The following is a 25,623-nucleotide window of genomic DNA, read 5'->3' on the forward strand; positions in this document are numbered from 1 at the left end:
AGCGCCATGTCGCAGGCCGAGCTGGACCAGCTGACGGACGATCTGATCACCGCGATGAAGACGGTGTTCGACCCGGAGATCCCGGTCGACATCTATGAGCTGGGCCTGATCTACAAGGTCGACGTTTCCGACGACAAGGACGTGTTGATCGACATGACCCTGACGGCCCCCGGCTGTCCGGTCGCCGGCGAAATGCCCGGCTGGGTCGAGGAGGCGGTTATGCGGGTGCCCGGCATCAAGTCGGCACGCGCCAGCCTGGTGTTCGACCCGCCGTGGGAACCGTCCAAGATGAGTGACGAGGCCAAGCTGGCCCTGAACATGTTCTGAGGATCAATCATTGACCGACCTTCAGACCGCTCCCCGCCCGCGCCGCCCCCGCCCCAAGGTCGTGACCCTGACGGACGCCGCCGCCGCGCGCGTGCGCGAGATCATGGCCCGGGCCGAGACCCCGCGGGTCGGGCTGCGCGTCGGGGTCAAGAACGGCGGCTGTGCCGGTCAGGAGTACACCTTCGCCTATGCCGACACGATCGAGCCGCTGGACGAGGTGGTCGAGGACAAGGGCGTCACCATCCTGATCGACCCCAAGGCCATCCTGTTCCTGATCGGCTCGGAGATCGATTTCGAGACCACGACCCTGTCGTCGAAATTTGTTTTCCGCAATCCGAACCAGACCGACGCCTGCGGCTGCGGTGAGAGCGTCACCATCATCCCGGCCGCGGCGCTCGAGGACTGAACCGTGGCCTATGACCGGGCCTTCGGCGACTGGGTTCGGGAACATTTCGCCGCCCTGGGGCCGCTGGAGATCAAGCCGATGTTCGGCGCGGCCAGCGTCTATGCCAACGGCCTGATCTGGGCCCTGCTCGACGACGGCGTGGTCTGGCTCAAGGCCGATGACGGGAACGCGCCGGCCCTGATCGCGGCGGGCGCGCGCCAATTTGCCTATTCCGCGAAAGACGGCCGGTCGATGGCGATGGCCTACTGGAGCCTGCCGGACAGAGCCGCCGACGACGCCGACGAGGCCGTCCGCTGGGCGCGCGGGGCCATGCAGGCGGCGGTGCGCAAGGCGGCGCGCAAGACGACACCGCGAAAGCCCAAGGCCCGGACCGACGGGACCGGATGATCAGGCGGCGGCCTGTTGCTGGTTGCGCGCGCGGGTCGTCATGTCGCGACCCCCGTGTTTGGATTCGTACAGGGCGGCATCGGCCCGTTCGAGCAGGGACATGGCGGTCTCGCCCGGCAGGCGTTCGGCAAAGCCGATCGAGATGGTCACGGCCCCCAGGTCGTCATTGGTCGAGCGCCGGCGCAGGGCGCGCGAACGGATTTCCTTGCGCACGCATTCCAGCGCGGCCAGCACCGCAGTCGTCTTCTCGGCCGGGAAGATCAGCGCAAACTCCTCGCCGCCGTAGCGGGCGGCGAAGCGCGGTTCCGGCGATACCCGCGCCAGCACACTGCCGACATAGCGCAGCACCTGATCGCCGGTCTGATGGCCCCAGGTGTCGTTGAACCGTTTGAAATGGTCGATATCGAGCACCGCCAGGGCCAGGGACGACGAGCCGGTCTCGGCCGCCTTGGTCGCGGATTCGAGCTGGATGTCGAAGGCCTTGCGATTGGCCAGGTTGGTCAGGGCGTCGGTCATCGCATCGCGTCGCACCAGTTCCAGGTGTTCGCGCAGCCGGGCCACTTCCTGGGTCGAGGTGTCCAGTCGCTGTTCGAGACTGGCGTTCTCGGCCTGGACCTGATGCGTCGCCGCCGTCAGGCCGGTGACGAGGATCTTCAGCTGCTCCGGGTCGTCGGCGCTTTCGATATTGGCCGAGGCCTCGGCCAGGGTGGCGCTGAACGCGACATTGCTGCTGTGGGCGTCGGAAATCGCGTCGGCGACGCTGGACAGTTCGCGGTCCAGCACCCGGCCCGCGTCGCGGATCTCCTCGGACAGCCGGCCCCGGGGCAGGTATTCGGCGGCCAGCATGTCGGCGGTGGCTTCGCTGAACGGCTCGCGCGTCTCGAGCAGGCGCTGGATCTCGCGTCCCAGGGGCCCGTCGGGTTCGCCGAGATAGTAGAGCCAGAGCTCGAAATTGACCGGCGTCGGCCAGACTTCGGCGGCTTCCATCGCCTCGATGACGCGACGCGCCAGCGAGTAGGAATCCGGTCCCCGAAGCGTGGTTTCCACCTGTGCAGCCATTCTTAGCCCCCGCAGACCGTCGGAGTGGTCCTAGATGCGGAGAGACTAGGCCCGGCTTCCGTAACGTCGGGTTAAACCGGCGCCAAAAGCCGGCACACCGGCCCGGTTCAGCCCTTGAGCGTCGCGGGCCGGCGCAGGAAGGCGGGAACGTCGGATTCGCCGAAGGCCTTGCCGGTGCCCGCGATCGCCGGTTCGGCGGCCTCGGCACCGGCACGGCGGTCGACCTGGCGCAGGCGCGGTTCCTGGACCGGCCGGGCGGCCGGTGCCTCCGGCACGACCGGTGCCGCGTCGACCTGGGGCGCACGGTCGGGCTTTGCCGACCGGCTCCGGGTGCGACTGCGCGTGCGTTCGGGCGCGGCCGGAGCGGCTGAAGGCTCGGCGACGGGCGCATCGATCGGGGCCGGGCAGGCCGCGGCGCTCTTGGGCGTGCGGCGGCTGCGGGCCCGGCGGGGGGCCTCCTCGGTCCCGGCATCCGACGGGGGCGGGGACGGTGCTGCCGCGACCCTGGCGACCGGCGCTTCGACGGCGGGGGCGTCCACGGCCTTGGCGCGCGGCGTGCGACCGCCCCGGCTCTCGCTGCGGCTCTCGGCACGGGGCTCGCTGCGGCCCCGGCCCGACCGGCCCTCCTCGCGACGCGGCGCGCCGGTCTTGATGGCCCCGAAATCGAGATCCAGCACCAATTCTTCCGGATCCATCTTGATCAGCTTCAGCACCTTATCCAGCGACTTGTCGTCGCCGGGGGTCACGATCATGAAGGTCTGACCCTTCTTGCCGGCCCGGCCGGTGCGGCCGATGCGGTGCACATAGTCGTCGGCGTGATGCGAGACGTCATAGTTGAACACATGGCTGACGTCGGGAATGTCGAGGCCGCGCGCGGCCACATCCGAGGCGACCAGGATCTTCAGCTCGCCCGAGCGGAAGTCGGCCAGGGTCTTCATGCGCAGCGACTGGTCGAGGTCACCGTGGATCGGGGCCGCATCGAAGCCATGCGACTTCAGCGATTTGGCGACGACGTCGACCTCGGACTTGCGATTGCAGAAGACGATGCCGTTGCGCACGTCGTCGCGGCCGATCAGGGCCCGCAGGGCCGCGCGTTTGGTCTTGGGATCGCTGTTGGGGACCCGCACCAGATACTGGGCGATGGTTTCGGCGGTCATGGCCGGACGCGAGGCCTCGATCCGGGTCGGATCCTTGAGGAACTGGGTGGTCAGCCGGGTGATCTCGGGCGGCATGGTGGCCGAGAAGAACAGGGTCTGGCGCCGCGGCGGCGTCAGTTTGAAGATGCGTTCGATGTCCGGGATGAAGCCCATGTCCAGCATGCGGTCGGCTTCGTCGACGACCATGATCTCGACGCCCGTCAGCAGCATCTTGCCGCGTTCGAACAGGTCCAGCAGCCGGCCCGGGGTGGCGATCAGCACGTCGACGCCCTTGTTCAGGGCCGCGACCTGCTCGCCCATCGACACGCCACCGATCAGCAGCACCCAGTTGAGCTTGGTGCCCTTGGCGTATTTCTCGAAGCTGGACGCGACCTGGTCGGCCAGTTCGCGGGTCGGGGCCAGCACCAGGGCCCGCGGCATCCGGGCCCGGGCCCGGCCCTTGGCCAGACGGTCGATCAGCGGCAGGGTGAAGGCGGCGGTCTTGCCGGTGCCGGTCTGGGCGATGCCCAGCACGTCGCGTCCGGCCAGGGCGACCGGAATGGCCTGCTCCTGAATGGGGGTGGCCGTGGTGTAGCCGGTATCGGCGACCGCTTTGAGGGTCGTGGGCGAGAGGCCCAGTTGATTGAATTCTGTCATGGATCCTTGGGAACAATAGGCGCCCCTCGTCAGGGGGCGGCGGCAAATGCGCGGAACCGCCCCTCAATGGGCGAGCGGGCGGCGCGGATTCGCCAGACCTGTTCCGGATGTCAGCGGTATAGAAGACCCCACGTCCAAGTCAAGTTTTGCGGGTCGGGTTCGGGATCGCGCGGCCCTTGGCAATTCCTTACAGTTCGTTAATAGTCGTTTCCGGGGATGGAAGTGGGGGCTTTATCCATGCGGCTTTTCGGCATGATCATCGCACTGGCCGGATGCCTTATGGCCTCGCCCGGCCATGCCGGTATCGATGTGGTCTTCGGCAACACGGTCGTCAGCCGCTATCCCGACGGCGGCTGGGTCAAGCACTGGTTCAACCGGGACGGCTCCTACCTCGCCCGGTTTTCCGACGGTCGTGAACTTCGGGCCCAGTGGGCGGTCAACGGGGATCGCGTCTGCCTGAACCGGATCGAGCCCAGCATGCTCATTCCCCGCTTCTGCACGCCGATGATCGACGCCTCGGTCGGCGAAACCTGGCCGGCGCGCGACCCGCTGGGCCGCCGCGTCCAGAACGAGCTGCAGGCGGGGCGTTAGGCGAACCGCTTCGGACGGACGGATCGGCGGGCCCGCCCGGCATGACGGCCTAACGCGGTTTGACCCTGTCCGTGATGTCCGCGATCCGGGCACCGCCGACGGAAAAATAGCGCCCGCCCGCCACGATCACCAACGTCATCTGCTTCTGGATCGACAGGAAGACCTGGGTCTCTGTCGGGCCGCTGGAGACGATCTGGGTATAGAACAGCATGGTGTCCCGGGTACCCTCGGGCGGCGGGTCGGCGAAGAAGCAGCCGTTGCTCAGCTGATCACGGCGCAGCACTGACTGACCGTCCGGGCTGATCCGGAAGCGGTAGTGTCCGCCGACGGGGATGGCCCCGCTCTCCGGTGTCGGCACCAGCAGCCAGACCAGCCAGTCATCGCTGTCCGGATCCGGCATGATGACGGTGTTGACGCGCGCCGCGCACCGGAGCTCGCCGATGTTGGCCCGGGCCGTCGCCAGTGCGCGGGTCTGCGCCAGCTCGCCCGGGGTCAGGGTGGTCGCGGTCGCGGGCGTTGCGGGCCCGGCGGTCCGGGTCACGACGACGTCCCAGCCGGGCACGGGATCGGGGTCACCGTCGCGATAGAACCGGACCCTGTGCCCGTTTCCGGCCGACTCGATCAGCCAGCCGCGAACGGAGGTCAGCGCCTGCCCGGGGATGGCGTCGCGCAGGGCGTCGGTGGCCAGCCATGCCGCACGATCCAGCCGGTACATCTCCAGACCGATGCGCGACACCTTGTCGGTCGACCACGCCTCGATCGGAACGGGCTCGGGCAATGGGGCACCCGCGTCACGCTGTGACGGGGTCTGGGCCAGGCTGTGGGCGGGCCAGCCGAGCGCGAGGACGGCAACGAAGGCGGCGAGACGCATGGACAGCTCCGGGTTGCGGGCCGACCCTAGCGCTACACGTCCAGGTCGGCCACCGCGAACTGGGCATTGTCCTGGATGAAGCGGAAGCGGGCGTCGGCCTTCTTGCCCATCAGTCGCTCGACCAGATCCTCGATCTCGTCCTCGCTCTCGGGCAGGGTGACGCGGGCCAGGGTGCGCTTCTTCGGATCCATGGTGGTCTCCTTCAGCTGGGAGGCCATCATCTCGCCCAGGCCCTTGAACCGCCCGATCTCGACCTTGCGGCCCTTGAAGGTGGTGGCCAGCAGTTCGTCGCGGTGGGCGTCGTCGCGGGCATAGTCCGACAGGGCCCCGGCGCTGATCCGGTACAGCGGGGGCAGGGCCATGTAGAGCCGGCCCTGACGGATGACCTCGGGCATGGCGCGATAGAAGAAGGTGATCAGCAGGGCCGCGATATGGGCCCCGTCGACGTCGGCGTCGGTCATGATGACGATGCGCTCGTAGCGCAGGTCGTCGATGTTGAATCGCGGGCCGGTGATCACACCCAGCGCCAGCTGCAGGTCCGACAGTTCGATGTTCTGGCGCAGTTTGTCGGCCGTGGCCGAGGCGACGTTCAGGATCTTGCCGCGCAGGGGCAGGATGGCCTGGGTCGTGCGGTCGCGCGCCTGTTTGGCCGAGCCACCGGCCGAGTCGCCCTCGACGATGAACAGTTCGGTGCCGTTGGCCGACTGACGCGAGCAGTCCGACAACTTGCCCGGCAGGCGCAGCTTGCGCGTGGCCTGGGCCCGCTGGACCTCCTTGTCCTTGCGGCGACGCAGCCGGTCCTCGGCCCGTTCGATGACGAAGCCCAGCAGGGTGTTGGCCTGTTTCGGACTTTCGGTCAGCCAGTGGTCGAGCGGATCGCGCAGCAGTTGCTCGACCAGACGCTGGGCGTCCGGCGACGACAGGCGGTCCTTGGTCTGGCCCTGGAATTCGGGATCGCGCACGAACACCGAGATCATCGCCCCGGCATTGGCGATCACGTCCTCGGCCGTGATCAGGCTGGCGCGCTTCTCGTTGCTCAGTTCGCCGTAGGACTTCAGCCCCTTGACCAGGGCGGCGCGGAAGCCGGCCTCGTGGGTGCCGCCGTCGGGCGTCGAGACGGTGTTGCAGTAGGACTGGACGAAGCCGTCGGACTCGCCGAAGCCGATCGGCGACCAGGTCACGGCCCATTCGACCGCCCCGGCCTCGCCCTTGCGCTCGACCCGACCCTCGAAGGCGGGAGTCACGGTCTCGAGATCGCCGATCCGTTCGGCCAGGGCGTCGGCCAGGCCGTTGGGGAAGTGGAACACCGCCTCGGTCAGGGTGTGGTCGGTGATCCGTTCCGGGGCGCAGCTCCAGCGGATCTCGACGCCGCGGAACAGATAGGCCTTGGACCGGGCCATGCGGAACAGGCGGGCGGGCTTGAAGGCGGCGCCGGTGCCGAAGATCTGCTCGTCGGGGCGGAAGCGGATCAAGGTGCCCTTCTTCTTCGACGGCACGCCGCGCTCGATCGGGCCCAGCGGCAGACCGCGCGAGAACGACTGTTTCCACTCATGACCGTCGCGCCAGACGGTGACGTCGAGTCGCTCGCTCAGGGCGTTGACGACACTGACGCCGACGCCGTGCAGGCCGCCCGAGGTCTCATAGGCCTTGCCCGAGAATTTGCCGCCCGAGTGCAGCACCGTCATCACCACTTCCAGCGCCGACTTGCCGGGATGTTTGGGGTGGGGGTCGACCGGGATGCCGCGCCCGTCGTCGCGCACCGACAGGAAGCCGTCGGCGTCGAGGTCGACGGTGATCAGCTTGGCATGGCGGGCCACGGCCTCGTCCATGGCATTGTCGAGGACTTCGGCGAACAGGTGGTGCAGGGCCCGCTCGTCGGTGCCGCCGATATACATGCCGGGCCGCTTGCGCACCGGCTCGAGGCCTTCCAGCACCTCGATCGACGAGGCCGAATAGCTGCCGGGGACCGGCGGGGCCGAGGGCGGGCTCGCCGGTGCCGACTGCGGGGCAGGGTCCGCCGCCGCCGGGGCCGGCGGAGGACCGGGCGTGGCTGTGGCGGGCGCAGCCGCGGTCGTCACCGGCGTCGGCTGGTCGTCGTCAAAGGCTGAGAAGAGGTCTGCGGGCTGGCCCATGGGCATACTGTGCGGCGATTCGGGAACGGGTCTGGTAGGCCGCCTGCGGGTTCGGGGCAAGCGATGTGGATATCGCCAGCGCCTGCGGTGACAGGGCGCGCGCCAATATCGCCAGGAACAGGGTCCACGGCAGGCTGGCATGGCTGAGCAGAACGCTCTCCGACAGGCTGAGCAGCAGGAAAACCGCCAGATAGGCGATGGCCCAATAGCCCTCGCGCAGCCCGGCCGACCCCAGCCGGACCAGGGTCACCACGGTGGCGGTGACGAACAGGCCGGCGACCGCGACCGCGCCCGGCCAGCCCAGTTGCACCAGCAGGTCGATCCAGCCGTTGTGGGCCGAGGGCACCAGCCAGCCGGTCTCCTGGCGCACGAAGGCGGCCGGCACCGATTCCCGACCCCAGAAGGCACTGTAGCCATAGCCGGTCCACGGTCGCTCGCCGACGCGGCGCATCAGGCTGTCCCAGATGTGGGTGCGCCCGGTCAGGGAGGGATCCTTGCCCAGCGCCACCAGGATCGACTCCGGCTCGGTCAGGAAGACGTACATGCCGATCCCGGCGACGACGATGCCCAGCCACACGCAGACGACGGTGAAGACCGGTCCGCCCCGGCGCATGGTCCACAGGGCCGCGACCAGACCCAGACCGAGCAGCAGGCACAGCAGGGAGGTCTTGGACTGGGTCGCGACCACCAGGGCCGTGGTCAGCACCAGGGTCAGGGCCGGGGCCTTCCAGCGTCCGGTCTCCGCCGCCAGGCAGGCCGCCGCGGCCGTGGCCCCGGCGACCATGACGATCCCCATCTGGTTTTTCTCGTACCAGAGGCCCCGCCACAGGCCGGCGTTGTCCTGCTGGTGCACGCCGATGGTCGGGAAGGCGAACACCATGACCAGACTGCCGACGGCCAGGACGAGCATGGTCTGCATCAGCAGGCGCGGCAGGCGATCACCGGTGAAGGCGGTGCCCAGGTACAGGGCGAAACTGCCGGTCATGGTCATGGCGATGACCCGGCGCCCGGTCACGGCCGGGTCGATCGACCAGAATTTCGACGCATAGACCAGGGCCACCAGCCCGGCGAGCGCCAGCCACGCGGGCCAGACGCGCACGACCTGCTCGAACCGCGCGAGGATCAGGCCAAAAATGATCGCATAGACCGGCAGCCAGATCAGGCGCAGCATCGGCGTCTCGCCCTGGTCCGGGGCGAATACCGGCCCGATCAGGGCCCCGGTCAGCATGGCGATACAGATCATCGCCCCGACCCGCTCCCACAGGAGCGGTTCGCGATCGGTCAGCCGGGAATCAGGACGGGACGGGCGCACCGGCGCAGGGTGCGCGGTCGTGCTTAACGAAGTGTTGGGACGGGGATGCGCGTGCGACGTTCCAGGCCTTGGATGGTGCCGGTTCAGGACCGATCCTGAGCCCCATGGAAGACCCGCACGATGATCACCTCGTTTTGCCGAACCTCATAGCGAATGACAAAACCAAACTGGCCGAACCGCACCTGCGCCTCGCGCTCATCGCCGGGGGTTGCATGACCCGAAAGTGGATGGCTCGTGAGTCGACTGATCGTGTCGAAGATGGCGCGGACCGCCTTTCGGGCGGAACGCGGCGACCGGTCGGTCAGCCAGTCGATCTGGAGACGAAGATCGAGATGGGCCCGGCTGGTCAGCCGGACTTTCAACGCCGGGCCTTCAGCTTCTCCTCGAGGTAGGCTTCGAGTTCCGGCCGCACCTCATCCCAGTCCCGAGCCCCTTCCTCGACAACGGGTTCTGCGACCGCCGTGCGGGGGTCGCCGCCCTCCGGCCATTCGAAATCGTCGTAGTCGAAGAGTTGGGCGCTCAGCAGCGACGTCGCGAGCTCTTCGGGGGACACGCCCGCGGCCTTCGCCTTCTTCGCCAGCTTTGCGGTGGCGTAGGGGTCGAGTTTGAGTGTCAGAGCGCCGTCAGCCATGACGATCAGACTAGCATGTTTCAGTGTTGAGTGGTCGATGGAAACGCTCTCACGTCTTCTCCACGAAACTGTCGATGACCCGCTTCTCGCCGGCCTTTTCGAAATCGACCAGCAGCTTGTTGCCCTCGATGAGGCGCACGGTGCCGTAGCCGAATTTCTGGTGGAAGACGCGCTCGCCCCTGGCCCATTTCGAAGCGGCCTTCGGGTCGGCGGTGGCGATCAGCCGGCCCTGGCCCTCGATCACGGTCTTGCGGGCCTGGCGGTCGCGCGGGGTCGCGCCGGCGGTGAAGCTCTGGGCCCGTTTCCAGCCGGGTGACGAATAACCGGCCCCGAAGCTGGGGGCCTCGTCCCAGCGCGACCTGGCCTCCTTCATCCCGTCCGACGCGCCGTAGTAGCCGGTCTCGCTCTGGGCCTCGACATGGGCCATCGGCAGTTCGTCGACGAAGCGACTGGGCAGCTGGCTGGTCCAGCGACCGTAAACTAGCCGGTTGGCGGCGAAGCTGATGCGGGCGCTGGCCTTGGCCCGGGTCACGCCGACATAGGCGAGGCGGCGTTCCTCCTCGAGGCCCTTCTCGCCCTTCTCGTCGATCGAGCGCTGCGACGGGAACACGCCTTCCTCCCAGCCGGGCAGGAAGACCAGCGGGAACTCCAGCCCCTTGGCCCCGTGCAGGGTCATGATCTGGACCGCGTCGTCACCGGCCCCGCGGTCGATCTCCATGACCAGCGACACATGTTCCAGATAGGCCCCCAGCGTCTCGAACGCCTGCATCGCCTGGGTCAGTTCCTTGAGGTTGTCGAGCCGAGTCTGGCCGGTGGCGCGGTCGGCCTTCTGCATGTCGGTGTAGCCGCTCTCCTCGAGAAGGGTCTCGGTCACCTCCCAGTGGGGGGAGTCGACGGCCATGGCGCGCCAGCGGTCGATGTCGCGCACGAAATTCGACAGGGCGGTGCGGGTGCGGGCCTGCAACTCGTCGGAGGTGATCAGGTCGCGCACCGCCGCCATGGCCGAGACGCCCGACTGGCGGGCGATCGACAGCACCTTCTGGACGCTGGTGTCGCCGATGCCGCGCTTGGGCACATTGACGATGCGCTCGAAGGCCAGGTCGTCGTCCTCGGAATTGATCAGCCGCAGATAGGCGTGGGCGTCGCGGATCTCGGCCCGTTCGTAGAAGCGCGGCCCGCCGATCACCACATAGGGGATGGCCAGCATCACGAACCGTTCCTCGAACGCCCGCATCTGGAACGAGGCCCGCACCAGCACGGCCATGTCGCTGTATTTCATGCCGGGCTCGCCCGCATGGGGGCGGCGGGCGGTCTCGATCTCGTCGGCGATCAGCCGGGCCTCGGCCTCGCCGTCCCAGACGCCGCGCACCTGGACCTTGTCGCCGCTGTCGTCCTCGGTCCACAGCGTCTTGCCCAGCCGGTCGCGATTGGCCGCGATCAGGCCCGAGGCGGCCCCCAGGATGTGCCGGGTCGAGCGATAGTTGCGCTCCAGCCGGATGACCTTCGCGCCCGGGAAGTCGCGTTCGAAGCGCAGGATGTTGTCGACCTCGGCCCCGCGCCAGCCATAGATCGACTGGTCGTCGTCGCCGACGCAGCAGACATTGCCGGTCGAGGCCGTCAGCAGCCGCAGCCACAGATACTGGGCGACATTGGTGTCCTGGTACTCGTCGACGAGGATATAGCGAAAGCGCCGCCGGTATTCCTCGGCGATATCCGCATGCTGGGACAATATGGTCAGGTTGTGCAGCAACAGGTCGCCGAAGTCGCAGGCGTTCAGGCTGCGCAGCCGCGCCTGATAGGCGGCATAGAGGCCGTGGCCCTTGCCGTTGGCGAAATCCTCGGCCGGGGGCAGGGTTTCGGGCGTCCAGCCGCGGTTCTTCCAGTGGTCGATCAGCCCGTTCAGCGACCTGGGCGTCCAGCGTTTGGTGTCGAGATTGGCCGCTTCCAGCAGCTGTTTGCAGACCCGTTCCTGATCGTCGGTGTCGAGGATGGTGAAGCTGGACTTGAGCCCGACCAGTTCGGCGTGCCGGCGCAGGATCTGGGCCGCCACCGAGTGGAAGGTGCCCAGCCAGCGCAACCCCTCGGCCGAGGGGCCGATCAGATGGGTAATCCGCTCGCGCATCTCGCGCGCGGCCTTGTTGGTGAAGGTGACGACCAGCAGTTCCCACGGTTTCGCGCGTCCCGTCGCCAGGATGTGCGCCAGTCGCGTCGTCAGCACCCGGGTCTTGCCGGTTCCGGCCCCGGCCAGAACGAGCACGGGGCCGTCGACGCTCTCGACCGCCAGCCGCTGTTCGGGGTTCAGTCCGGCCAGATAGTCGCCGGTCCCGCCGCCCGGCGGACGGGCGCGGGCGAGGTCGGAAATCTTGGGAACAGGCAGGTCGGTCACGGGTGGCGGGGTTCCGGATCAGTCGGGAGCGGGGAGGGCGATGTCTAGAACATAATGAGCACATCCGTCGACCGGCTCCCGACATCCCCTGCCCACGGGCATCGGTGCTGGAACCGCCAAGCCTGACCGTCGTTTGCCTTTCAACCGAACCGGATCAGGAGATCAAAATGACCGACAACAACACCAACAGCGGCAACAGCGGCGGCGGCAATGCCGGCCTGGCCTTCATCGTCGGCGGCATCGTCGTGGTTCTGGCCATCGTCGCCTATTTCGTCTTCACCGGGGCCTCGCCCGAGCCGAAGCAGGTGGACGTCGATGTCAGCCTGCCGGAGGTCTCGGCCCCGTCCGTTCCCGCCCCGGCCGGCTGAATCCGGCCATGACCGCGCCCCGCGACACCACGTCCGGTCACCGGGCCGGCCCCGGCTGGCGGGGACTGGTGGTCGCGGGGCTGCTGGTCGGGCTGGCGGTCATTCTCATCGTGCTGATCGTCAGGGCGGCCGCGCCGCTGTCGCCTCGGCGACCGGTCCAGGTCGACCTTCCCCTGCCGCAGCCGACCCTGCCGGATACGCCGCGCCTGCCGGACGGTCCGATCGTGCCGCCGGTTGACCGGCGCGTGGCACCCGCTCCGGCGACCGATCCGGCTCCGTGAGTCCTAGCGCAGGCGATAGCTGATCGTCGTTACGACCCGCACCTTCTTGTCCGGCGACGTGCTTTCGTCGCCGACCTCGTCGCGGGCCAGAATCTGGAACGAGCCCTGGTTGGCCTGGCGGATCGGCCCCAGGGGCGCGCCGGAATCCTTGGCGAATTGCTCGGCCCCGGTCCGGGCCGAGGCCGTGGCCTCGGCGATCATCGCCGGGCGCACCGCGTTGAGCCGGGTGAAGATATAGGTCGGGCCGGCGTAGTCCTGCAGCACCACCCCCTGTCGCACCAGTTCGTTCAGCGCCCGGCTGGTGGCCTGCACCCGGTCGACGTCCGTGCTGCGCACCCCCACGGTCTGGGCCAGGATGAAGCGCGGCCCGCCGGACTGACTGGCGTATTCGCGGGATCGGGTGTCGGCCACTTCCAGCCGCCCCAGCGAAACGGCGTCCTCCGGATAGCCCTGGGCGGTCAGGAAGCGGCGCACGATAACCAGATCGCCGTCGATACGGCCCTGGACCTCGGACAGCACATCGCCCGAGGCGGTGAAGCGCAACGGCAGTACCGCCAGATCCGCCCGGACGTCCCGTTCGGCCAGGCCCCGCACGGTGACCGATCGATCACCGATCCGGGCATTGACCAGACCCTGGCCGACAAAGGCCCCGCTGCCGATCAGGCCCACGGCCAGCAGGGCCCCCACGACGAGGGCCGGCATCAGGGGATGGTCGCGCATGGTCGCCTCCGGGTTCAGGGGCGGAGGATGCGCCGATGCGGGAAGCTGTCAATCGCCGTGGCGCGCCGCCTGTTCCAGCGCCAGCAGCCGGCAGGCCGAGGCCAGGGATCGCCGACCCCGCGTCGTGTCGATCCAGGCCAGCAGTCCCGCATGGCTCAGGCCGCGGGCGGCGGCGACCCGGTCCAGGATGACCCAGAATTCCGGTTCCAGCGCCACCGAGGTGGCGTGGCCCGACAGCATGACCGACCGCTTCTTCAGCATCCACTCCGCTCCAGCATGGCGACCGTGCCCGGACGGCGTGATCGCCGGTGGATATCCCTAGCGCGATCGTCCCGTCGCGGACCAGTCGGTCCGGGTCGCCATGCCCGTTCCCGTGCGACGCGAAAGCCGCTATGTTGTCAGTGATCAGGAAGGCCTCTGGCATGACGATGACCACCGCGACCGGCTCCGAAGACTTCATGCGCCAGCGTTCCGAACGCCTGCGCCCGATCAAGGCCCTCCAGGCCTTCGGCCGGCTGATCCGCGACAAGGAGGACACCGCCCAGGTGTTCGAGATCATGAAGGCGCTCAGCGGCCGCTCGGTGTCGCGCGGCTACTACCGGCTGCTGAAGACCACCGAGGGCGGACGGCAGGCCTTCCTGCACGAGGAACTGGCCCACAAGCTCGACGATCCCGAGTGGCTGGCCCGGTTTCCCGAGGGCACGGTCGGCGGGGCCTACCGGTCGTTCCGCAACGCCCGGGGCTTTACCGCCGACGGCCTGGCCGCGGTCGAGCGCGAGGTGGTGCCCTTCATCGACGCCCCCCATCCGCTGATCTGGTATTCGCGTCGCCTGCGCGACGTCCACGACATCTGGCACGTGCTGACCGGCTATGAGACCGACGCCCTGGGCGAGGCCTGCGTCGTGTCGTTTTCCTATGGTCAGACCCACAATCTGGGCTTCGCCTTCATCGGCTGGGGCGCGGCCCGCGAGGTCCAGCGCGAGAACCGCAGCATCCCGGCCCGCAAGGCCGTGCTGCAGGCGTGGCGCAACGGCCGCGCCGCGCGCTGGCTGCCGGCGCTCGACTACGAAGCCCTGTTCGAGCGGCCGCTGACCGAAGTGCGTCAGACGCTCGGCATCCGTCCGCCGACGGTCTATGACGCGGTGCCGGTGGCCGTGCGTCAGGGCCTGAAGCTGCGCTCGGCCTGATCCGGCCCGTTCACGGACGTAAGGTCGGCGGCGGCGGGGTGGCCAGGACGTCGACGCGGCGCGCTTCGGACCCATCCGTTCCGGCCTGGTCCGGCGCGGGTTCGACCGCGCCGGCCGCGACGACGGTGATCTGCCCGACCGCAAGACCCCGCTCGACCAGATAGTCGCGCACCGCCTCGGCGCGCTCGCGGGCCATGCGCTGGTTGGCCCGGGTTCCACCGCGGCTGTCGGTGCGACCGGTCAGGGTCAGCGACCAGCCGTTGTCGACGAGCCCTTCGGTCGCCAGCACAGCGTCCAGACTGGCCCGCGCGGCCTCGGACAGTTCGGCGCTGCCGTAGTCGAACAGGACCCGGGCCTCGACCGGTTCCGGTGCCGGGGCCTGGCGGTTCTCGATCTCGGCCCGGACCGACGGGCGGATGATGGAGGCGGTCGGCGGCGCGCCGGCCTCGACCGCCGGCACCGGTGCGGGACCGCGATCGACGGACCGGTCGTCGCAGGCGGCGGCCAGACCGGCGAGAACCAGGCCGACGCCGATCACGGGCAGATGACGGTTCATGCGCCGGCCGGCGAAGGAAGTGGGGTCATGCCTTCGTCTCCTTTCGGGGGCGGGGATTTGCGGGCCCGGGCCTTGGCCGGATCCCGCGGCGGGACATAGGACACGACGGTATCGCCCGGCTGCGGCCTGGGCCGCGAGGCATGGCTGAAGAAATGCAGCTTACCGTCTTCCCGGACCAGCAGCAAAAGGTCGGCCTCGGCGGGCAGCTCGTCGCGGGCGTCGTCCATGCTGAATTTCTCGCTCAGGCGGGTCTTGCGGAAGCCCCAGCCTTCGCGTTCGCGGCGCGCGATCTCCTCGACGCCGAGGCCCGAGGCGAACAGGGTGCGGCCACGCAGGGCCGGGGGCAGGGCCCGCGGGTTCTTTTCCGAGGTATCGCCCAGCTGAAAGACGGCATGACGGCCCATCTCGGGGACCAGCTCGTTGCAGACCAGGGCGTTGTAGGCCTCGTTGTCGGTCGTCGCGACCAGGGCCTGGAACTGGCCCATGTCGACATGGTCCTCGCTGCCTTCCGACAGGATTTCCCCGTGGAAGACCGGCATGCCCATCTGCCGCGCGGCGGCGAGGCGCTGCCAGCTGGTATCGGCGATCAGCACGCGGATCTTCAGCGAGGTCAGCATCTGGGCCAGCGACAGGCTCCAGGGCGTCGTGCCGACGATCAGCACGCCCCGGTCCGACGATCCCGTGACCCCGAGCCAGCGCGCCGCCAGCTTGGCGGTGAAGCTGTGCGCGACGATGGTGGCGATGACCACGGCAAAGGACAGGGCCACCAGGGTGCTGCCGTCGGCATAGCCCAACTCACCGAGCCGCAGGGCGAACAGGCCGCTGATGGCGACCGCGACGATGCCGCGCGGGGCGATCCAGCCGATGAACAGCTGCTCGCGCAGCGGCACCGGACTGAAGGCCAGGCTGAGCAGGACGGTGGCCGGGCGCACGATAAACAGCAACACGATCAGAAAGGCCGCGAACCGCCATTCGAACTGGCGCAGGACCTCGAGGTTCAGCGACGCCGAAAGCATCACGAACACGCCCGACACCAGCAGGACGGTGATGTTCTCCTTGAAATGCCGGAAGTCCCGGAAGCTGGCCAGGTTCATATTGGCCAGGGCCACACCCATCACCGTCACGGTCAACAGCCCGGCCTCGTCCTGGATCATATTGCCGCCGACGAAGACGCCGATGACGGTGATCAGCAGCACCGGGGACTTCAGGAATTCGGGCACATAGCCGCGCGGAAAGGCCCAGGCGATGGCCCGGGCCGCGCCCCAGCCGATCAGGCCGGCGACCGTCGCCGCCAGCAGCAGCGAGACGACGACGCCGACGACGGTGTCGCCCTGACCGGCCCGGTGCAGCACCTCATAGGTCAGCACCGCGCACAGGGCCCCCAGGGGGTCGTTGACGATGGCTTCCCATTTCAGGATGGCGCGCGGGCGCTGGGCCAGATTGGTCTGGCGCAGCAGGGGCAGGACCACGGTCGGACCGGTCACCACCAGAATGCCCGCGAACAGGATGGCCACCGGCCAGATCAGGCCGGCGACATAGTAGCAGGCGAGGGTGCCCAGCACCCAGGCGATCGGCACACCCAGGAACACCAGCCGGTGCACCGCGCCCTCGGCATGCCGCAGCTCACGGAAATTCAGGTTCAGCCCGCCCTCGAACAGGATGATGGCCACGGCCAGCGAGATGATCGGCTCCAGCAGGTGACCGAAGTCGCGCTCGGGCTGGATGAAGCCGGTCAGGGGACCGCCGATGATGCCGGCCAGCAGCATCAGGGCGATCGCCGGCCACCCGGTGCGCCAGGCGATCCATTGCGCGCCGATACCCAGCACGCCGATTGCCGCGAGGACCAGTCCCTGATTTTCCATTCTGCCCCGATGTTACGGAAGATCGTGAGTCTAGCCAATGGCTCAGGCGGCCAGGCGTTGCAGCGAATCGTCGATGAGTGAAACCGGCCGGAACCGTATGTGACCGGCAGCGGCCGCCGGACGCTCGCAATGTCCGGGGATTCGGCTCAAGTGTCCGGATCTTCCGCCCCTGTCGATGGTTCGCCGCCCTGTGCCTTTTCCCTCGCCGACCCGCCCCGGTTTTCGACGCCCTTCCGCGGGGATGCTTGCCGTTCTCGGAGTAGCCGTCTGCGCCCTGATCTGGGGCACCACCTGGTTCGCCATCACCCTGCAACTGGGCACGGTCGATCCGGTCGCCTCGGTCGTCTGGCGCTTCGGCCTGGCCGCCATCGTGCTGTTCGCCGGCTGTCTGGCGACGGGCCGCCGGATTCGCCTGAGCCGGTCGCAGCATCTGGCGGCCCTGGGGCAGGGGGCCTTCGTCTTCGCGATCAGCTACGCCTTCGTCTATGCCAGCGAACAGCGCGTCGCCTCGGCCATCGTTGCCGTGATCTTCGCCGCCCTGGCCTTTCTCAATCTGGTGCTGTTCCGCGTCGTGGCCGGCCAGAAGGCCGCGCCGATCGCCTGGGCCGGAGCCTGTCTGGGCCTCCTGGGTGTGGCCGTTCTGTCCGCCAGCGAGATCGTCGGGGCCCGGATGGAGTCGGCGGCCCTGATCGGCATCGGGTTCGCGATCATCGCCGTCACCAGTTCCACTGTCGGCAACTATTTCGCCTGGCGCGGCCAGGTCGCCGGGGCGGCGGTGATCCCGGCGACGGCCTGGGCCATGGCCTATGGCACGGGGATTCTCGGGGTGTACGGCCTCGCCACCGGGGTGCACTGGAGCATCGAGCTGACGGCCGCCTATCTGGGCTCGCTGCTGTATCTGTCGCTGCTCGGTTCGGTCGTGGCCTTCGTGATCTATTTCACCATCGCCCGGTCCCGCGGCTATGCCCTGGCCAGCTATATTTCGGCCCTGACCCCGCCGATCGCCATGCTGGTCTCGGTCCTGTTCGAGGGGGCCAGTTTCGGCTGGCCGGCCCTGGCCGGCCTGGCCCTGGTGCTGTCCGGCCAGGCCCTGCTGATCCGCGCCCCCCGGCCTAGCTGAACCAGCGCCAGCGGCGGCGTTTGCGCGGCTTGCCGGTCTTGTCCTGTTCGGCGTCGCGGGCCGCCTGCGCCTCGCGTTCCTTGCGCTCGGCGGCGAGCCGCAGGGCCACCAGGACCGGGATCAGGCCGTGGCGGATACGGTAGCTGACGGGACTCGCCCATGCTCAATCCTCCCGCTTCTGACCGTCCAGCAGGCGCGCGGCCCGGTCCCTGGCCTCGCTCGCGGCCTTGCGTTCGGCCCTGGTGCGGCCACTGGCGGCGCGGTTTGTGACGGCGTCGGCCCTGGCCTCCGCCTTGGCTCGCGCCTTGCGCACCTGGTTCAGATTGATGATCTCGGCCATTCGGGCCTCCGAGGCTCTGAGCGACAGTGGACCGACAGGCTGGGCGCAGACGGCCGCGGGATCAAGTCTGCAGGCCCACGGCCCGGTGTCGGTGCCCGTCAGGCTTACCGCGAATTCACCCCGGAGCCGCCGGGCACGGTGCATAATCCCGGTGTCGCGCCCGCTCCGGGGCGTTGAGGAGACGACCGCTGTGATCCGCCTGATCCTGAACATCCTGTGGTTCATCCTGGGCGGCTGGTTGTCCGGCCTGCTGTGGCTGATCGGCGGCACGTTCCTGGCCCTGACCGTGGTCGGCCTGCCCTGGACGTTCGCGGCCTGGCGCATCGCCAGCTATTCCTTCTGGCCCTTCGGCCGCGAGGTCGTCTGGGCCGGTGAGGCGACCGGCAAGGATGTCGGCTGCCTGGGCATCGGGCTCAATGTGATCTGGTTCGTGTTCGCCGGCTGGTACATCGCCCTGTCCCACATCATGATCGCCGTGTTCGAGGCGATCACCATCATCGGCATCCCCTTCGCCCTGAAGGATCTGGAGCTGGCCAAGCTGGCCATGCTGCCGGTCGGGGCGACGATCCGCGACAAACCGTGATCAGTCGTCGTCGGCCAGCAGGACATCCAGATAGGTCTGCGGCCGGTTCAGGAAGCCACGTGTGATCTGGTAGTGGTCGGTGTCCTCCCAGGCGACACGCGCCAGCCCGTGCGGCGAGGCCTGATAGATCCAGGCGTCGGGATAGCCGAGCAGAATTGGCGAATGGGTGGCGATGATGAACTGGGACTTCGTGTTCACCAGCTGATGCAGCCGCGCCAGGAAAGACAGCTGGCGTGACGGTGACAGTGCCGCTTCGGGTTCGTCCATTATGTACAGGCCGTTGCCCTGAAACCGGTTCTCGAACAGGTCGAAAAAGCTCTCGCCGTGGGACTGCTCATGCAGTCCGGTCTGGCCCGCCCGGCCTGTGCCGGAGGCATCCAGATAGGTCGCTGTATTGAAGAAGCTCTCGGCGCGCAGGAAATAGCCGTCCGTCGCCTTGATCGGTGCCCGGACCGGCCGGACGAACCGGTGCAGCGGCGAGTGTGAGGCATGGGTCGTGAACTGGTGGTCCCTCGATCCGCCCTCGGCATTGAAGCCCCAGGCGATCGCCAGGGCTTCAATGAGGGTGGACTTGCCCGAACCGTTTTCACCGACCAGGAAGGTCACGCGCGGGTGGAAGGCCAGGGAGTTCGTGGTGCGCACGACCGGCAGGTTGAAGGGATAGACGTCGTCATCCCAACCCTCACGCCGCTCGAAACGCGCCTCAATCCAGTAGGGACGGTCTAGGGCGGTCATGCTCAGAAGCCTGTGAACAGGCGGTCGAGGGCGCGGCGGATGGGGTCTTCATACCGGGCCAGTGAGCCAACAGCACGGGTGGGCGGTCGCCGATCTATCGCACCGATCTCGGAGAGCAGGAGTACGAAAAGTTCTCCTTCGAACTCCACCCTGAGGCTCACGCTCGTCAGCACGGCTTGCATCGGCATTTTCAACAACGGCGCGACGAGTCGGGTCGGGGTTTCGTCATAGAATTGCGACTGGACCACGACCAGGTACGGCGCAATCGCTCGCGAGCGCACTGACGGATTGTCGATGACATCGAACTGCCGGATCACCAGCGGCGCAAATCCTCGCCGAAGACGCCATGGCGGTCTATCCGTTCGTTGTGGAGACGGATTGCCTCTGCGTTCTCCTCGGCCCAGCGCTTGGCGCGGGCCTCGGCTCCGGCAGGATCGACCTTCTGAAGGTACAGGCGCAGGCTGCGCTCATCCACGCCGGTGACGTCGATGCCGAGCCGCGCGGCCTGTTCCAGCAGTTCCGGCTCTATCTCGATCTTCTTCAACTCGGGTTTGGCCATGGCGCGAGGCTACGCCGAAACCCGCGGCCTCGCTACCAACCCGAAGTAGGTAGCCATCACCCCGGCGAGATCATCTTCTCCGGCCGCACGGCCTCGTCGAACTCGGCGTCGGTCAGATAGCCGCCGCCGACGGCTTCCTCGCGCAACGTCGTCCCGTTCTTGTGCGCCGTCTTGGCGATTTTGGCGCAGGCGTCGTAGCCCAGCTTGCCGTTCAGGGCCGTGACCAGCATCAGCGAATTGTCGAGGCCGCGCTTGATGTTGTCCTCGCGCGGCTCGATGCCGACGACGCAGTTGTCGGTGAAGGACACCGCCGCATCGGCCATCAACCGCACTGACTGCAGGAAGTTGTAGGCCATCACCGGGTTGAAGACGTTCAGTTCGAAATGCCCCTGCGAGCCGGCGAAGGTGACGGCGGCATGGTTGCCGAACACCTGGACGCAGACCTGGGTCAGGGCTTCCGACTGGGTCGGATTGACCTTGCCCGGCATGATCGAACTGCCCGGCTCGTTTTCCGGCAGGGCCAGTTCGCCCAGACCCGAACGCGGGCCCGAGCCGAGGAAGCGGATGTCGTTGGCGATCTTGAACAGCGAGGCGGCGACCGTGTTGATGGCCCCGTGGCTGAACACCATGGCGTCGTGGGCGGCCAGGGCCTCGAACTTGTTGGGGGCCGTGGTGAAGTCGAGGCCGGTGATCGCCGCGATCCGCTCGGCCACCTGTTCGGCGAAGCCGACCGGGGCGTTCAGCCCGGTGCCGACGGCGGTGCCGCCCTGGGCCAGTTCCATCAGTTTCGGCAGGGTCTGTTCGATCCGCTCGATGCCGTTGGCGACCTGCTGGGCATAGCCGCCGAACTCCTGGCCCAGCGTCAGCGGGGTCGCGTCCTGCGTATGCGTCCGGCCGATCTTGATGATGTGGGCCCAGGCCCTGGCCTTGGCGTCCAGCGCCGCGTGCAGATGCTTCAGGGCCGGAATCAGGTCGTTGACCAGCTGTTCGGCGCAGGCGACGTGCATGGCCGTGGGGAAGGTGTCGTTGGACGACTGGCTCATGTTGACGTGGTCGTTCGGATGGACCGGCTTTTTCGAGCCCATCTCGCCGCCCAGCATCTCGATGGCGCGGTTCGAGATCACCTCATTGGCGTTCATGTTCGACTGGGTGCCCGAACCGGTCTGCCAGACCACCAGCGGGAAATGGTCGTTGAGCCGGCCCGAGATTACCTCATCGGCGGCCTTGACGATGGTGTCGCCGATCGCCGGATCCAGCTTGCCCAGCGCCATATTGGTCTCGGCCGCGGCGCGTTTGACGATGCCCAGCGCCCGCACGATCGGCAGCGGCTGCGTCTCCCAGCCGATCTTGAAATTGCCCAGTGACCGCTGCGCCTGCGCGCCCCAGTAGCGGTCGGCGGCAACCGCGATGGGGCCGAAGGTGTCGGTTTCGGTACGGGTCTTGGTCATGGCAATCTCTCAGGCTGGGCGAACCGGGTGGTCTTAACACCAGATCAGGGGCGGGCAAGCCGCGCCCTTGTTGCGCGGGCCCGGAAATGATATGGCTAGAGTTATGGCGTTAGATGAGGAAATCAGCGTCGGCGTCCTCGAAGCCCGCAACCGGTTCTCCGAACTGATCCGCCGGGTCGTTCACGGCGCGACCGTTACCGTGACCCGGCATGGCCAGCCGATCGTTCGACTCGTCCCGGCCCGGCCCGAGGTCAACCAGGCCGAGATCGACGAGATGCTCGCCGGCGCGCGACGTCTGCGGGCCTCCGCGACCTTCACGACATCCTGGCGCGAGAGCAAGCGGGATCGCGACGAGGGGCGACGCTTCTGATGTTCGTCGTCGACGCCTCCATCGCGCTCGCCTGGCTGCTGCCGGACGAAGAGACCGACAAGGCCGAGACGGTGATGGTCCTCGCCAGGCGGAGCGGCGCGATCGCGCCGGCCCTGTTTCCGCTGGAAGTGGCCAATGCGCTCAGGTCCAACCTGCGCCGGGGACGGCTTGACGCCATCTATCGCGACGCTGCGCTCGATCAGCTCGACAAGGCGGCCGTGGCCCGGGATCTGGAGGCCTATGATCCGACCGTGCTACGCGAGACGGTGAGGTTGTCCGACAAGCACGATCTGACTGTCTACGACGCCGCCTACCTTGAGCTGGCGCTCAGACACGATGCGCCGCTCGGTACGCTTGATGACGATCTGCGGCGCGCGGCCGGTGCCGAAAATGTGGTGCTGCACCCTTGAGCCCGGACTGGATCGGCACGGGCAAGGTCCGCGCCCGCGCGACCGGCGACGTGGTCGAGATCACCATCGACGGCCTGACCACCCAGGCCAAATACTACAAGCCGCTGGCCTATGAGTTCTTTCGCAAGGAATGGACGTCCCGCCCCAGCTATGGCGACTACACGGTCGAGATCGTGATGGAGCATGTCGGCGATCCGCCGTGGCTGGACCTCGACAACCTGGCCAAGGCCCTGCTGGACGCGATCAAGGGCTATCTGTTCCACGACGACAGCCAGGTCGCCCGTCTGCTGGTCGAGCGGCGACAGGGCGAACGCGAACAGATCACGATCCGGGTGTTTCCCCGGATCACGGCCGACGGCTGAATTGCCGGCTATTTCTTGCGGAACTGGTCCAGCGATACGACCTTGGGGCCGTCATCGCCTGACGGCGGCGGCGGGGTGGGTTCGGGTTCGGCGGTCAGGTCCTCGATCGTCTCCGGAGCCTCGAACTGCAGCATGAACTGCACCGCCGGGTCATAGAACCGGGTCACGGCCGAATAGGGCACGTTCAGCACCTTGGGCATGCCGCCGAATTTCAGCATCACACTGAACCGGTCCGCATCGACGCTCAGGTCCCAGTACTGGTGCTGCAGGATGACCGTCATGTCGTCCGGGTATTTGGCCAGGATGTCCGGCGGCACGCTGACACCGGGGGCCCGGGTCTTGAAGGTGATGTAGAAATGGTGGGCACCGGGGATGCCGCTCGGCCCCGCGGCCAGATCCAGCGCAGCACGGATCACGCCGCGCAGGGCGTCCTGCGCGAGTTGCTCATAGTGCATCTCGTCGACCGGGGGGGTCTCGTCGGCCATCGTCACCTCGGTTGTTCGCCGTGACTGATAGCCGTGCCGGGCAGTCGGCGGAAGGTGGTGATGAAAGGAATTGTCAGTCCGGTGGCCTCTATCGGGGCCGGAAACCGGAAAAGTGCCAGGGGTTCTGTTGGCGGGCCCCCTGGCGGCCCCGCCCCAGGAACTGATCCCTGAGGACTTAAGAGTTCGAAATCAACCGAACCGCATTACGCGGCGAGGCGGACTTCTCCAGCGAAGTTATCGTTCGCAGTTAGAAAATGGCCCGATACGGTAGGCCAGGACGGGCGAAAGAAACCTTTTTACACGTCCGTCGATGCTAGTCGGCCCCATGCTCGCTCCGCCGATAACGCGGGGAAGGAATGGTGGAGCCGCCGGGAATCGCACCCGGGTCCGGTCCGCTTATTACAAGCACGTTTATCGCCATATCCGGAGCAAGCCCCGGCACACCCAATATAGGCGCTTTGGTTCCGGCTTCCAAGGGGTTGGACCGGCGGAACCGTCGGGACCGGGAGCCGGGGCCCCTCTGGCGGCTGGACGGCCGTGTGTGGGGCCCATAATCAGTCTTCATGCCCGCGTTTCAATCCGCCTCCCGACTGCCAGTGATCTTCGGCCTGCTCGGCCTGCTGACCGTGGCGGCGGGCTGTCTGGTCTGTGCCCTGTCGGGGGTACCGGCCGGGTCCTGGCTCCGGAACCTCGTCGCCTGGGTCGTGGGGGCCGCGGCGGCGGGCGGTCTGGCCGCCGTGGCCGGTCGACGCACCGCCCTGGTCCTGCTCGGGCTCGCGGTCGTCGGTCTGGGGGCCAGTCTGGCGGGCGCGGCGCAGCAGGGTGTGCATCGCTGGCTGGATATCGGCCCCCTGCACATCAATGTCGCCTTCCTCGTCCTGCCCGCCGCGGTCGTGGCCCTGGCCTGGCATCGGGAACGGCTGTGGGCCTGGGGCCTCGCCCTGGTCCTTCAGGGATTGCTTGTCGTTCAACCCGATGCGTCCCAGGCGACGGCGTTCGGGCTTGCGCTCGGGGTCGTGGCGCTGCGGGCCCCGCTGGCGACCCGGCACCGCGGCGGGATCATCGGGCTGGCCGCCGCATTGGCTGCCGCCAGCTGGCTGCGTCCGGACCCGCTCGCGGCGATCCCGGAGGTCGAGGGGATCGTCGGGCTGGCCTATGCCGTCAGCCCCGGACTGGCGCTGCTGTCGGTCGCCCTGCTGATCGCGACCCTGCTCGTGCCGGCCGTCCTTGCCCGCTCGCCCGGCCGGGCCGGACAGGCCGGCGGGCTGGCCCTGTCGGCCTATGGTCTGGCCACGACGGCGACCACCCTGTTCGGGGCGTTTCCGGTGCCTCTGCTTGGGATCGGGATGAGCCCGATCCTGGGTTTCTGGCTGGGCGTCGGCCTGCTGGCGGCGGGCCTCAGGCCGGGGTCGGAGCCCGCCGCCAGTCCGGCGTCTGGTTCCTGAACCAGGTCAGCTGGCGTTTGGCATAGTTGCGGGTCGCCTGCTGCACGGCGGTGATCGCCTCGGCCAGGCTGACCTCGCCGCGCAGATGGGCGGCGAAATCGCGCACCCCGACCGCCTTCATCGCCGGCAGGGTCGGATCCAGACGCCGGGCCACCAGTGTCCGGACCTCGTCCAGCGCCCCCTGTTCGACCATGGTCGCGACCCGGGCGTCGCAGGCGGCGTACAGCTGGTCGCGCGGCGGCTCGATCACGACGGCCTCCCAGCTGCCTTCGGCCAGCAGGGGGCGGGTGTCGGCCCGCCAGACGCTGAGCGGTTGGCCGGTGACGGTCAGGACGGCGAGGGCGCGGATCAGCCGCTGGCGGTCGCCGGAGGCGATGGCGGCCTCGGACTCCGGGTCAGCCTCGACCAGACGCCGCCGCACCGAGCCTTCACCGGCCGAGTCATAGAGGGCGCTGATCTCGTCGCGCACCGAATCGGGAATGTCGGGAATGTCGGCCAGGCCGCGCGTCAGGGCGTTGAAATACAGGCCGGTGCCGCCGACCAGCAGGGCCGGGCGGCCCGCGGCGGCCAGTTCGGCCAGCACCGGCATCACCGCCCGGCTCCAGCGGCCGACCGACCAGGCGTCGGCGGCGTCGGCGATACCGTACAGCCGGTGCTCGGCCCTGGCCTCGTCCTCGGCCGTCGGCCGGGCCGACAGGATGCGCAGGTCGGCGTACAGCTGCTGGCTGTCCGCATTGAGGATCACCGCCCCGTTTCGCTCGGCGGTTTCCAGCGCCAGCCGGGACTTGCCCGAGGCGGTCGGACCGGCGATCAGCTGGATCAGGGGGTGGGTCAAGGCGGCGGGCTCGCGGTTTGTGTCCGGGGGCGATAGAACGCCCCGGCCCCCGCCTCAAGGTT

General features: G+C 68.3%; 32 protein-coding genes and 1 other RNA gene. 13 read left to right on the plus strand and 20 right to left on the minus strand.

The annotated features are described in order from the left end of the window. The first annotated feature begins 6 nt into the window (after nucleotides 1–6). Genes AACZ75_RS06725 through AACZ75_RS06735 form a run of 3 tightly spaced genes read left to right on the plus strand, consistent with a single transcriptional unit; the run spans nucleotide 7 to nucleotide 1,120 of the window. Entirely contained in the window at nucleotides 7–327 is a 321-nt protein-coding gene (locus tag AACZ75_RS06725) for an SUF system Fe-S cluster assembly protein (protein WP_339872326.1), read from the plus strand. Between the two features lie 10 nt (nucleotides 328–337). Beyond that, the gene (locus AACZ75_RS06730) at nucleotides 338–733 is read left to right on the plus strand and encodes an iron-sulfur cluster assembly accessory protein (protein ID WP_339872004.1); all 396 of its coding nucleotides are present in this window, start codon (nucleotides 338–340) and stop codon (nucleotides 731–733) included. 3 nt (nucleotides 734–736) lie between these two features. Next, nucleotides 737–1,120, plus strand: a complete 384-nt coding sequence (locus AACZ75_RS06735; RefSeq protein ID WP_339872005.1) for a TfoX/Sxy family protein — start codon at nucleotides 737–739, stop codon at nucleotides 1,118–1,120. Here AACZ75_RS06735 and AACZ75_RS06740 read toward each other — a convergent pair whose 3' ends face one another. Both AACZ75_RS06740 and AACZ75_RS06745 read right to left on the minus strand, forming a co-directional pair. Then, complete coding sequence (locus AACZ75_RS06740) at nucleotides 1,121–2,179, minus strand: GGDEF domain-containing protein (RefSeq protein ID WP_339872006.1); 1,059 nt, start codon at nucleotides 2,177–2,179, stop codon at nucleotides 1,121–1,123. Nucleotides 2,180–2,286: 107 nt separating this feature from the next. After that, complete coding sequence (locus AACZ75_RS06745; RefSeq protein WP_339872007.1) at nucleotides 2,287–3,972, minus strand: DEAD/DEAH box helicase; 1,686 nt, start codon at nucleotides 3,970–3,972, stop codon at nucleotides 2,287–2,289. Nucleotides 3,973–4,224: 252 nt separating this feature from the next. Here AACZ75_RS06745 and AACZ75_RS06750 point away from each other — a divergent pair, with 252 nt between their 5' ends. Next, nucleotides 4,225–4,563 (plus strand): hypothetical protein, encoded by a 339-nt coding sequence (locus AACZ75_RS06750; protein ID WP_339872008.1) that lies wholly within the window; start codon nucleotides 4,225–4,227, stop codon nucleotides 4,561–4,563. Between the two features lie 49 nt (nucleotides 4,564–4,612). Here the strand turns inward: AACZ75_RS06750 and AACZ75_RS06755 are convergent, their stop codons facing one another. From AACZ75_RS06755 to AACZ75_RS06780, 6 genes are all read right to left on the minus strand, one after another. After that, entirely contained in the window at nucleotides 4,613–5,434 is an 822-nt protein-coding gene (locus AACZ75_RS06755; RefSeq protein ID WP_339872009.1) for a hypothetical protein, read from the minus strand. 32 nt (nucleotides 5,435–5,466) lie between these two features. Beyond that, entirely contained in the window at nucleotides 5,467–7,566 is a 2,100-nt protein-coding gene (locus tag AACZ75_RS06760) for a DNA topoisomerase IV subunit B (RefSeq protein ID WP_339872010.1), read from the minus strand. Beyond that, nucleotides 7,532–8,809: an O-antigen ligase family protein gene (locus AACZ75_RS06765; protein WP_339872011.1), complete on the minus strand. Its 1,278-nt coding sequence runs from the start codon at nucleotides 8,807–8,809 to the stop codon at nucleotides 7,532–7,534. The genes AACZ75_RS06760 and AACZ75_RS06765 overlap by 35 nt, the downstream gene beginning before the upstream one ends. Before the next feature lie 152 nt (nucleotides 8,810–8,961). After that, nucleotides 8,962–9,240, minus strand: a complete 279-nt coding sequence (locus tag AACZ75_RS06770) for a type II toxin-antitoxin system RelE/ParE family toxin (protein WP_339872012.1) — start codon at nucleotides 9,238–9,240, stop codon at nucleotides 8,962–8,964. Next, nucleotides 9,237–9,509 carry a hypothetical protein gene (locus tag AACZ75_RS06775; RefSeq protein ID WP_339872013.1) on the minus strand — a complete coding sequence of 91 codons (273 nt, stop codon included), beginning with the start codon at nucleotides 9,507–9,509 and terminating at the stop codon, nucleotides 9,237–9,239. The genes AACZ75_RS06770 and AACZ75_RS06775 overlap by 4 nt, the downstream gene beginning before the upstream one ends. Before the next feature lie 49 nt (nucleotides 9,510–9,558). Next, nucleotides 9,559–11,895, minus strand: coding sequence for a UvrD-helicase domain-containing protein (locus AACZ75_RS06780; protein ID WP_339872015.1), 2,337 nt, complete (start codon nucleotides 11,893–11,895; stop codon nucleotides 9,559–9,561). 167 nt (nucleotides 11,896–12,062) lie between these two features. On the opposite strand from AACZ75_RS06780, the gene AACZ75_RS06785 reads away from it, so the two are divergent. Continuing rightward, nucleotides 12,063–12,263, plus strand: coding sequence for a hypothetical protein (locus AACZ75_RS06785; RefSeq protein WP_339872016.1), 201 nt, complete (start codon nucleotides 12,063–12,065; stop codon nucleotides 12,261–12,263). An 8-nt stretch (nucleotides 12,264–12,271) separates the two neighbouring features. After that, the gene (locus AACZ75_RS06790) at nucleotides 12,272–12,544 is read left to right on the plus strand and encodes a hypothetical protein (RefSeq protein WP_339872017.1); all 273 of its coding nucleotides are present in this window, start codon (nucleotides 12,272–12,274) and stop codon (nucleotides 12,542–12,544) included. A gap of 3 nt (nucleotides 12,545–12,547) precedes the next feature. Here AACZ75_RS06790 and AACZ75_RS06795 read toward each other — a convergent pair whose 3' ends face one another. Both AACZ75_RS06795 and AACZ75_RS06800 read right to left on the minus strand, forming a co-directional pair. After that, nucleotides 12,548–13,264: an SIMPL domain-containing protein gene (locus AACZ75_RS06795; protein ID WP_339872018.1), complete on the minus strand. Its 717-nt coding sequence runs from the start codon at nucleotides 13,262–13,264 to the stop codon at nucleotides 12,548–12,550. Between the two features lie 48 nt (nucleotides 13,265–13,312). Then, nucleotides 13,313–13,525 (minus strand): ribbon-helix-helix domain-containing protein, encoded by a 213-nt coding sequence (locus AACZ75_RS06800; protein WP_339872019.1) that lies wholly within the window; start codon nucleotides 13,523–13,525, stop codon nucleotides 13,313–13,315. 161 nt (nucleotides 13,526–13,686) lie between these two features. Between AACZ75_RS06800 and AACZ75_RS06805 the strand changes: the two genes are divergently transcribed. Next, complete coding sequence (locus AACZ75_RS06805) at nucleotides 13,687–14,451, plus strand: Coq4 family protein (RefSeq protein WP_339872020.1); 765 nt, start codon at nucleotides 13,687–13,689, stop codon at nucleotides 14,449–14,451. 10 nt (nucleotides 14,452–14,461) lie between these two features. Here the strand turns inward: AACZ75_RS06805 and AACZ75_RS06810 are convergent, their stop codons facing one another. Both AACZ75_RS06810 and AACZ75_RS06815 read right to left on the minus strand, forming a co-directional pair. Then, on the minus strand, nucleotides 14,462–15,007 hold the full coding sequence (locus AACZ75_RS06810) for an OmpA family protein (RefSeq protein ID WP_339872021.1): 546 nt from the start codon (nucleotides 15,005–15,007) through the stop codon (nucleotides 14,462–14,464). After that, entirely contained in the window at nucleotides 15,004–16,869 is a 1,866-nt protein-coding gene (locus AACZ75_RS06815) for a sodium:proton antiporter (RefSeq protein ID WP_339872022.1), read from the minus strand. Before AACZ75_RS06815 ends, AACZ75_RS06810 begins: the two co-directional genes overlap by 4 nt. Nucleotides 16,870–17,110: 241 nt before the next feature. Between AACZ75_RS06815 and AACZ75_RS06820 the strand changes: the two genes are divergently transcribed. Beyond that, complete coding sequence (locus AACZ75_RS06820) at nucleotides 17,111–17,989, plus strand: DMT family transporter (RefSeq protein ID WP_339872024.1); 879 nt, start codon at nucleotides 17,111–17,113, stop codon at nucleotides 17,987–17,989. A gap of 163 nt (nucleotides 17,990–18,152) precedes the next feature. Here AACZ75_RS06820 and AACZ75_RS06825 read toward each other — a convergent pair whose 3' ends face one another. Continuing rightward, the gene (locus AACZ75_RS06825; protein ID WP_339872025.1) at nucleotides 18,153–18,329 is read right to left on the minus strand and encodes a DUF4169 family protein; all 177 of its coding nucleotides are present in this window, start codon (nucleotides 18,327–18,329) and stop codon (nucleotides 18,153–18,155) included. A 190-nt stretch (nucleotides 18,330–18,519) separates the two neighbouring features. Between AACZ75_RS06825 and AACZ75_RS06830 the strand changes: the two genes are divergently transcribed. Beyond that, nucleotides 18,520–18,912: a YccF domain-containing protein gene (locus AACZ75_RS06830; RefSeq protein WP_339872027.1), complete on the plus strand. Its 393-nt coding sequence runs from the start codon at nucleotides 18,520–18,522 to the stop codon at nucleotides 18,910–18,912. Here AACZ75_RS06830 and AACZ75_RS06835 read toward each other — a convergent pair whose 3' ends face one another. The 4 genes from AACZ75_RS06835 to fumC are packed head-to-tail and all read right to left on the minus strand — an operon-like array spanning nucleotide 18,913 to nucleotide 21,654. Then, on the minus strand, nucleotides 18,913–19,647 hold the full coding sequence (locus tag AACZ75_RS06835; RefSeq protein ID WP_339872028.1) for an AAA family ATPase: 735 nt from the start codon (nucleotides 19,645–19,647) through the stop codon (nucleotides 18,913–18,915). Between the two features lie 2 nt (nucleotides 19,648–19,649). Continuing rightward, nucleotides 19,650–19,964: a CcdB family protein gene (locus tag AACZ75_RS06840; RefSeq protein ID WP_339872029.1), complete on the minus strand. Its 315-nt coding sequence runs from the start codon at nucleotides 19,962–19,964 to the stop codon at nucleotides 19,650–19,652. Next, nucleotides 19,961–20,206, minus strand: a complete 246-nt coding sequence (locus AACZ75_RS06845; RefSeq protein WP_339872030.1) for a type II toxin-antitoxin system CcdA family antitoxin — start codon at nucleotides 20,204–20,206, stop codon at nucleotides 19,961–19,963. The genes AACZ75_RS06840 and AACZ75_RS06845 overlap by 4 nt, the downstream gene beginning before the upstream one ends. Before the next feature lie 56 nt (nucleotides 20,207–20,262). Beyond that, nucleotides 20,263–21,654, minus strand: a complete 1,392-nt coding sequence (gene fumC, locus AACZ75_RS06850; RefSeq protein ID WP_339872031.1) for a class II fumarate hydratase — start codon at nucleotides 21,652–21,654, stop codon at nucleotides 20,263–20,265. Nucleotides 21,655–21,757: 103 nt separating this feature from the next. Between fumC and AACZ75_RS06855 the strand changes: the two genes are divergently transcribed. The 3 genes from AACZ75_RS06855 to AACZ75_RS06865 are packed head-to-tail and all read left to right on the plus strand — an operon-like array spanning nucleotide 21,758 to nucleotide 22,796. Then, the gene (locus AACZ75_RS06855) at nucleotides 21,758–22,024 is read left to right on the plus strand and encodes a type II toxin-antitoxin system prevent-host-death family antitoxin (protein ID WP_339872033.1); all 267 of its coding nucleotides are present in this window, start codon (nucleotides 21,758–21,760) and stop codon (nucleotides 22,022–22,024) included. Next, on the plus strand, nucleotides 22,024–22,434 hold the full coding sequence (locus tag AACZ75_RS06860; RefSeq protein WP_339872034.1) for a type II toxin-antitoxin system VapC family toxin: 411 nt from the start codon (nucleotides 22,024–22,026) through the stop codon (nucleotides 22,432–22,434). Before AACZ75_RS06855 ends, AACZ75_RS06860 begins: the two co-directional genes overlap by 1 nt. Further along, entirely contained in the window at nucleotides 22,431–22,796 is a 366-nt protein-coding gene (locus tag AACZ75_RS06865; RefSeq protein WP_339872035.1) for a RusA family crossover junction endodeoxyribonuclease, read from the plus strand. Before AACZ75_RS06860 ends, AACZ75_RS06865 begins: the two co-directional genes overlap by 4 nt. Before the next feature lie 8 nt (nucleotides 22,797–22,804). Here AACZ75_RS06865 and AACZ75_RS06870 read toward each other — a convergent pair whose 3' ends face one another. Continuing rightward, on the minus strand, nucleotides 22,805–23,281 hold the full coding sequence (locus AACZ75_RS06870) for a ClpXP protease specificity-enhancing factor SspB (protein WP_339872036.1): 477 nt from the start codon (nucleotides 23,279–23,281) through the stop codon (nucleotides 22,805–22,807). A 111-nt stretch (nucleotides 23,282–23,392) separates the two neighbouring features. Then, nucleotides 23,393–23,760: a transfer-messenger RNA gene (gene ssrA, locus AACZ75_RS06875) on the minus strand. Between the two features lie 84 nt (nucleotides 23,761–23,844). Here ssrA and AACZ75_RS06880 point away from each other — a divergent pair. After that, nucleotides 23,845–24,726: a hypothetical protein gene (locus AACZ75_RS06880; RefSeq protein WP_339872037.1), complete on the plus strand. Its 882-nt coding sequence runs from the start codon at nucleotides 23,845–23,847 to the stop codon at nucleotides 24,724–24,726. Here AACZ75_RS06880 and miaA read toward each other — a convergent pair. After that, the gene (miaA, locus tag AACZ75_RS06885) at nucleotides 24,680–25,561 is read right to left on the minus strand and encodes a tRNA (adenosine(37)-N6)-dimethylallyltransferase MiaA (RefSeq protein WP_339872038.1); all 882 of its coding nucleotides are present in this window, start codon (nucleotides 25,559–25,561) and stop codon (nucleotides 24,680–24,682) included. The two genes, AACZ75_RS06880 and miaA, sit on opposite strands and share 47 nt — an antisense overlap. Nucleotides 25,562–25,623: the final 62 nt, after the last annotated feature.

Origin of the sequence: uncultured Brevundimonas sp. (assembly GCF_963975535.1) — a bacterium.
Taxonomy (GTDB): domain Bacteria; phylum Pseudomonadota; class Alphaproteobacteria; order Caulobacterales; family Caulobacteraceae; genus Brevundimonas.

Bases quoted from the DNA above. Each gene is read 5' to 3' on its own strand.
- AACZ75_RS06775 (WP_339872013.1), bottom strand. From the start codon at position 9,509: ATGGCTGACGGCGCTCTGACACTCAAACTCGACCCCTACGCCACCGCA.
- AACZ75_RS06880 (WP_339872037.1), top strand. From the start codon at position 23,845: ATGCCCGCGTTTCAATCCGCCTCCCGACTGCCAGTGATCTTCGGCCTG.
- AACZ75_RS06835 (WP_339872028.1), bottom strand. From the start codon at position 19,647: ATGACCGCCCTAGACCGTCCCTACTGGATTGAGGCGCGTTTCGAGCGG.
- AACZ75_RS06855 (WP_339872033.1), top strand. From the start codon at position 21,758: ATGGCGTTAGATGAGGAAATCAGCGTCGGCGTCCTCGAAGCCCGCAAC.
- AACZ75_RS06870 (WP_339872036.1), bottom strand. From the start codon at position 23,281: ATGGCCGACGAGACCCCCCCGGTCGACGAGATGCACTATGAGCAACTC.
- AACZ75_RS06725 (WP_339872326.1), top strand. From the start codon at position 7: ATGTCGCAGGCCGAGCTGGACCAGCTGACGGACGATCTGATCACCGCG.
- AACZ75_RS06760 (WP_339872010.1), bottom strand. From the start codon at position 7,566: ATGGGCCAGCCCGCAGACCTCTTCTCAGCCTTTGACGACGACCAGCCG.
- AACZ75_RS06765 (WP_339872011.1), bottom strand. From the start codon at position 8,809: ATGATCTGTATCGCCATGCTGACCGGGGCCCTGATCGGGCCGGTATTC.
- AACZ75_RS06790 (WP_339872017.1), top strand. From the start codon at position 12,272: ATGACCGCGCCCCGCGACACCACGTCCGGTCACCGGGCCGGCCCCGGC.
- AACZ75_RS06815 (WP_339872022.1), bottom strand. From the start codon at position 16,869: ATGGAAAATCAGGGACTGGTCCTCGCGGCAATCGGCGTGCTGGGTATC.
- AACZ75_RS06845 (WP_339872030.1), bottom strand. From the start codon at position 20,206: ATGGCCAAACCCGAGTTGAAGAAGATCGAGATAGAGCCGGAACTGCTG.
- fumC (WP_339872031.1), bottom strand. From the start codon at position 21,654: ATGACCAAGACCCGTACCGAAACCGACACCTTCGGCCCCATCGCGGTT.
- AACZ75_RS06860 (WP_339872034.1), top strand. From the start codon at position 22,024: ATGTTCGTCGTCGACGCCTCCATCGCGCTCGCCTGGCTGCTGCCGGAC.
- AACZ75_RS06805 (WP_339872020.1), top strand. From the start codon at position 13,687: ATGACGATGACCACCGCGACCGGCTCCGAAGACTTCATGCGCCAGCGT.
- AACZ75_RS06810 (WP_339872021.1), bottom strand. From the start codon at position 15,007: ATGAACCGTCATCTGCCCGTGATCGGCGTCGGCCTGGTTCTCGCCGGT.
- AACZ75_RS06800 (WP_339872019.1), bottom strand. From the start codon at position 13,525: ATGCTGAAGAAGCGGTCGGTCATGCTGTCGGGCCACGCCACCTCGGTG.
- AACZ75_RS06755 (WP_339872009.1), bottom strand. From the start codon at position 5,434: ATGCGTCTCGCCGCCTTCGTTGCCGTCCTCGCGCTCGGCTGGCCCGCC.
- AACZ75_RS06745 (WP_339872007.1), bottom strand. From the start codon at position 3,972: ATGACAGAATTCAATCAACTGGGCCTCTCGCCCACGACCCTCAAAGCG.
- AACZ75_RS06750 (WP_339872008.1), top strand. From the start codon at position 4,225: ATGATCATCGCACTGGCCGGATGCCTTATGGCCTCGCCCGGCCATGCC.
- AACZ75_RS06820 (WP_339872024.1), top strand. From the start codon at position 17,111: ATGCTTGCCGTTCTCGGAGTAGCCGTCTGCGCCCTGATCTGGGGCACC.
- AACZ75_RS06825 (WP_339872025.1), bottom strand. From the start codon at position 18,329: ATGGCCGAGATCATCAATCTGAACCAGGTGCGCAAGGCGCGAGCCAAG.
- AACZ75_RS06795 (WP_339872018.1), bottom strand. From the start codon at position 13,264: ATGCGCGACCATCCCCTGATGCCGGCCCTCGTCGTGGGGGCCCTGCTG.
- AACZ75_RS06740 (WP_339872006.1), bottom strand. From the start codon at position 2,179: ATGGCTGCACAGGTGGAAACCACGCTTCGGGGACCGGATTCCTACTCG.
- AACZ75_RS06785 (WP_339872016.1), top strand. From the start codon at position 12,063: ATGACCGACAACAACACCAACAGCGGCAACAGCGGCGGCGGCAATGCC.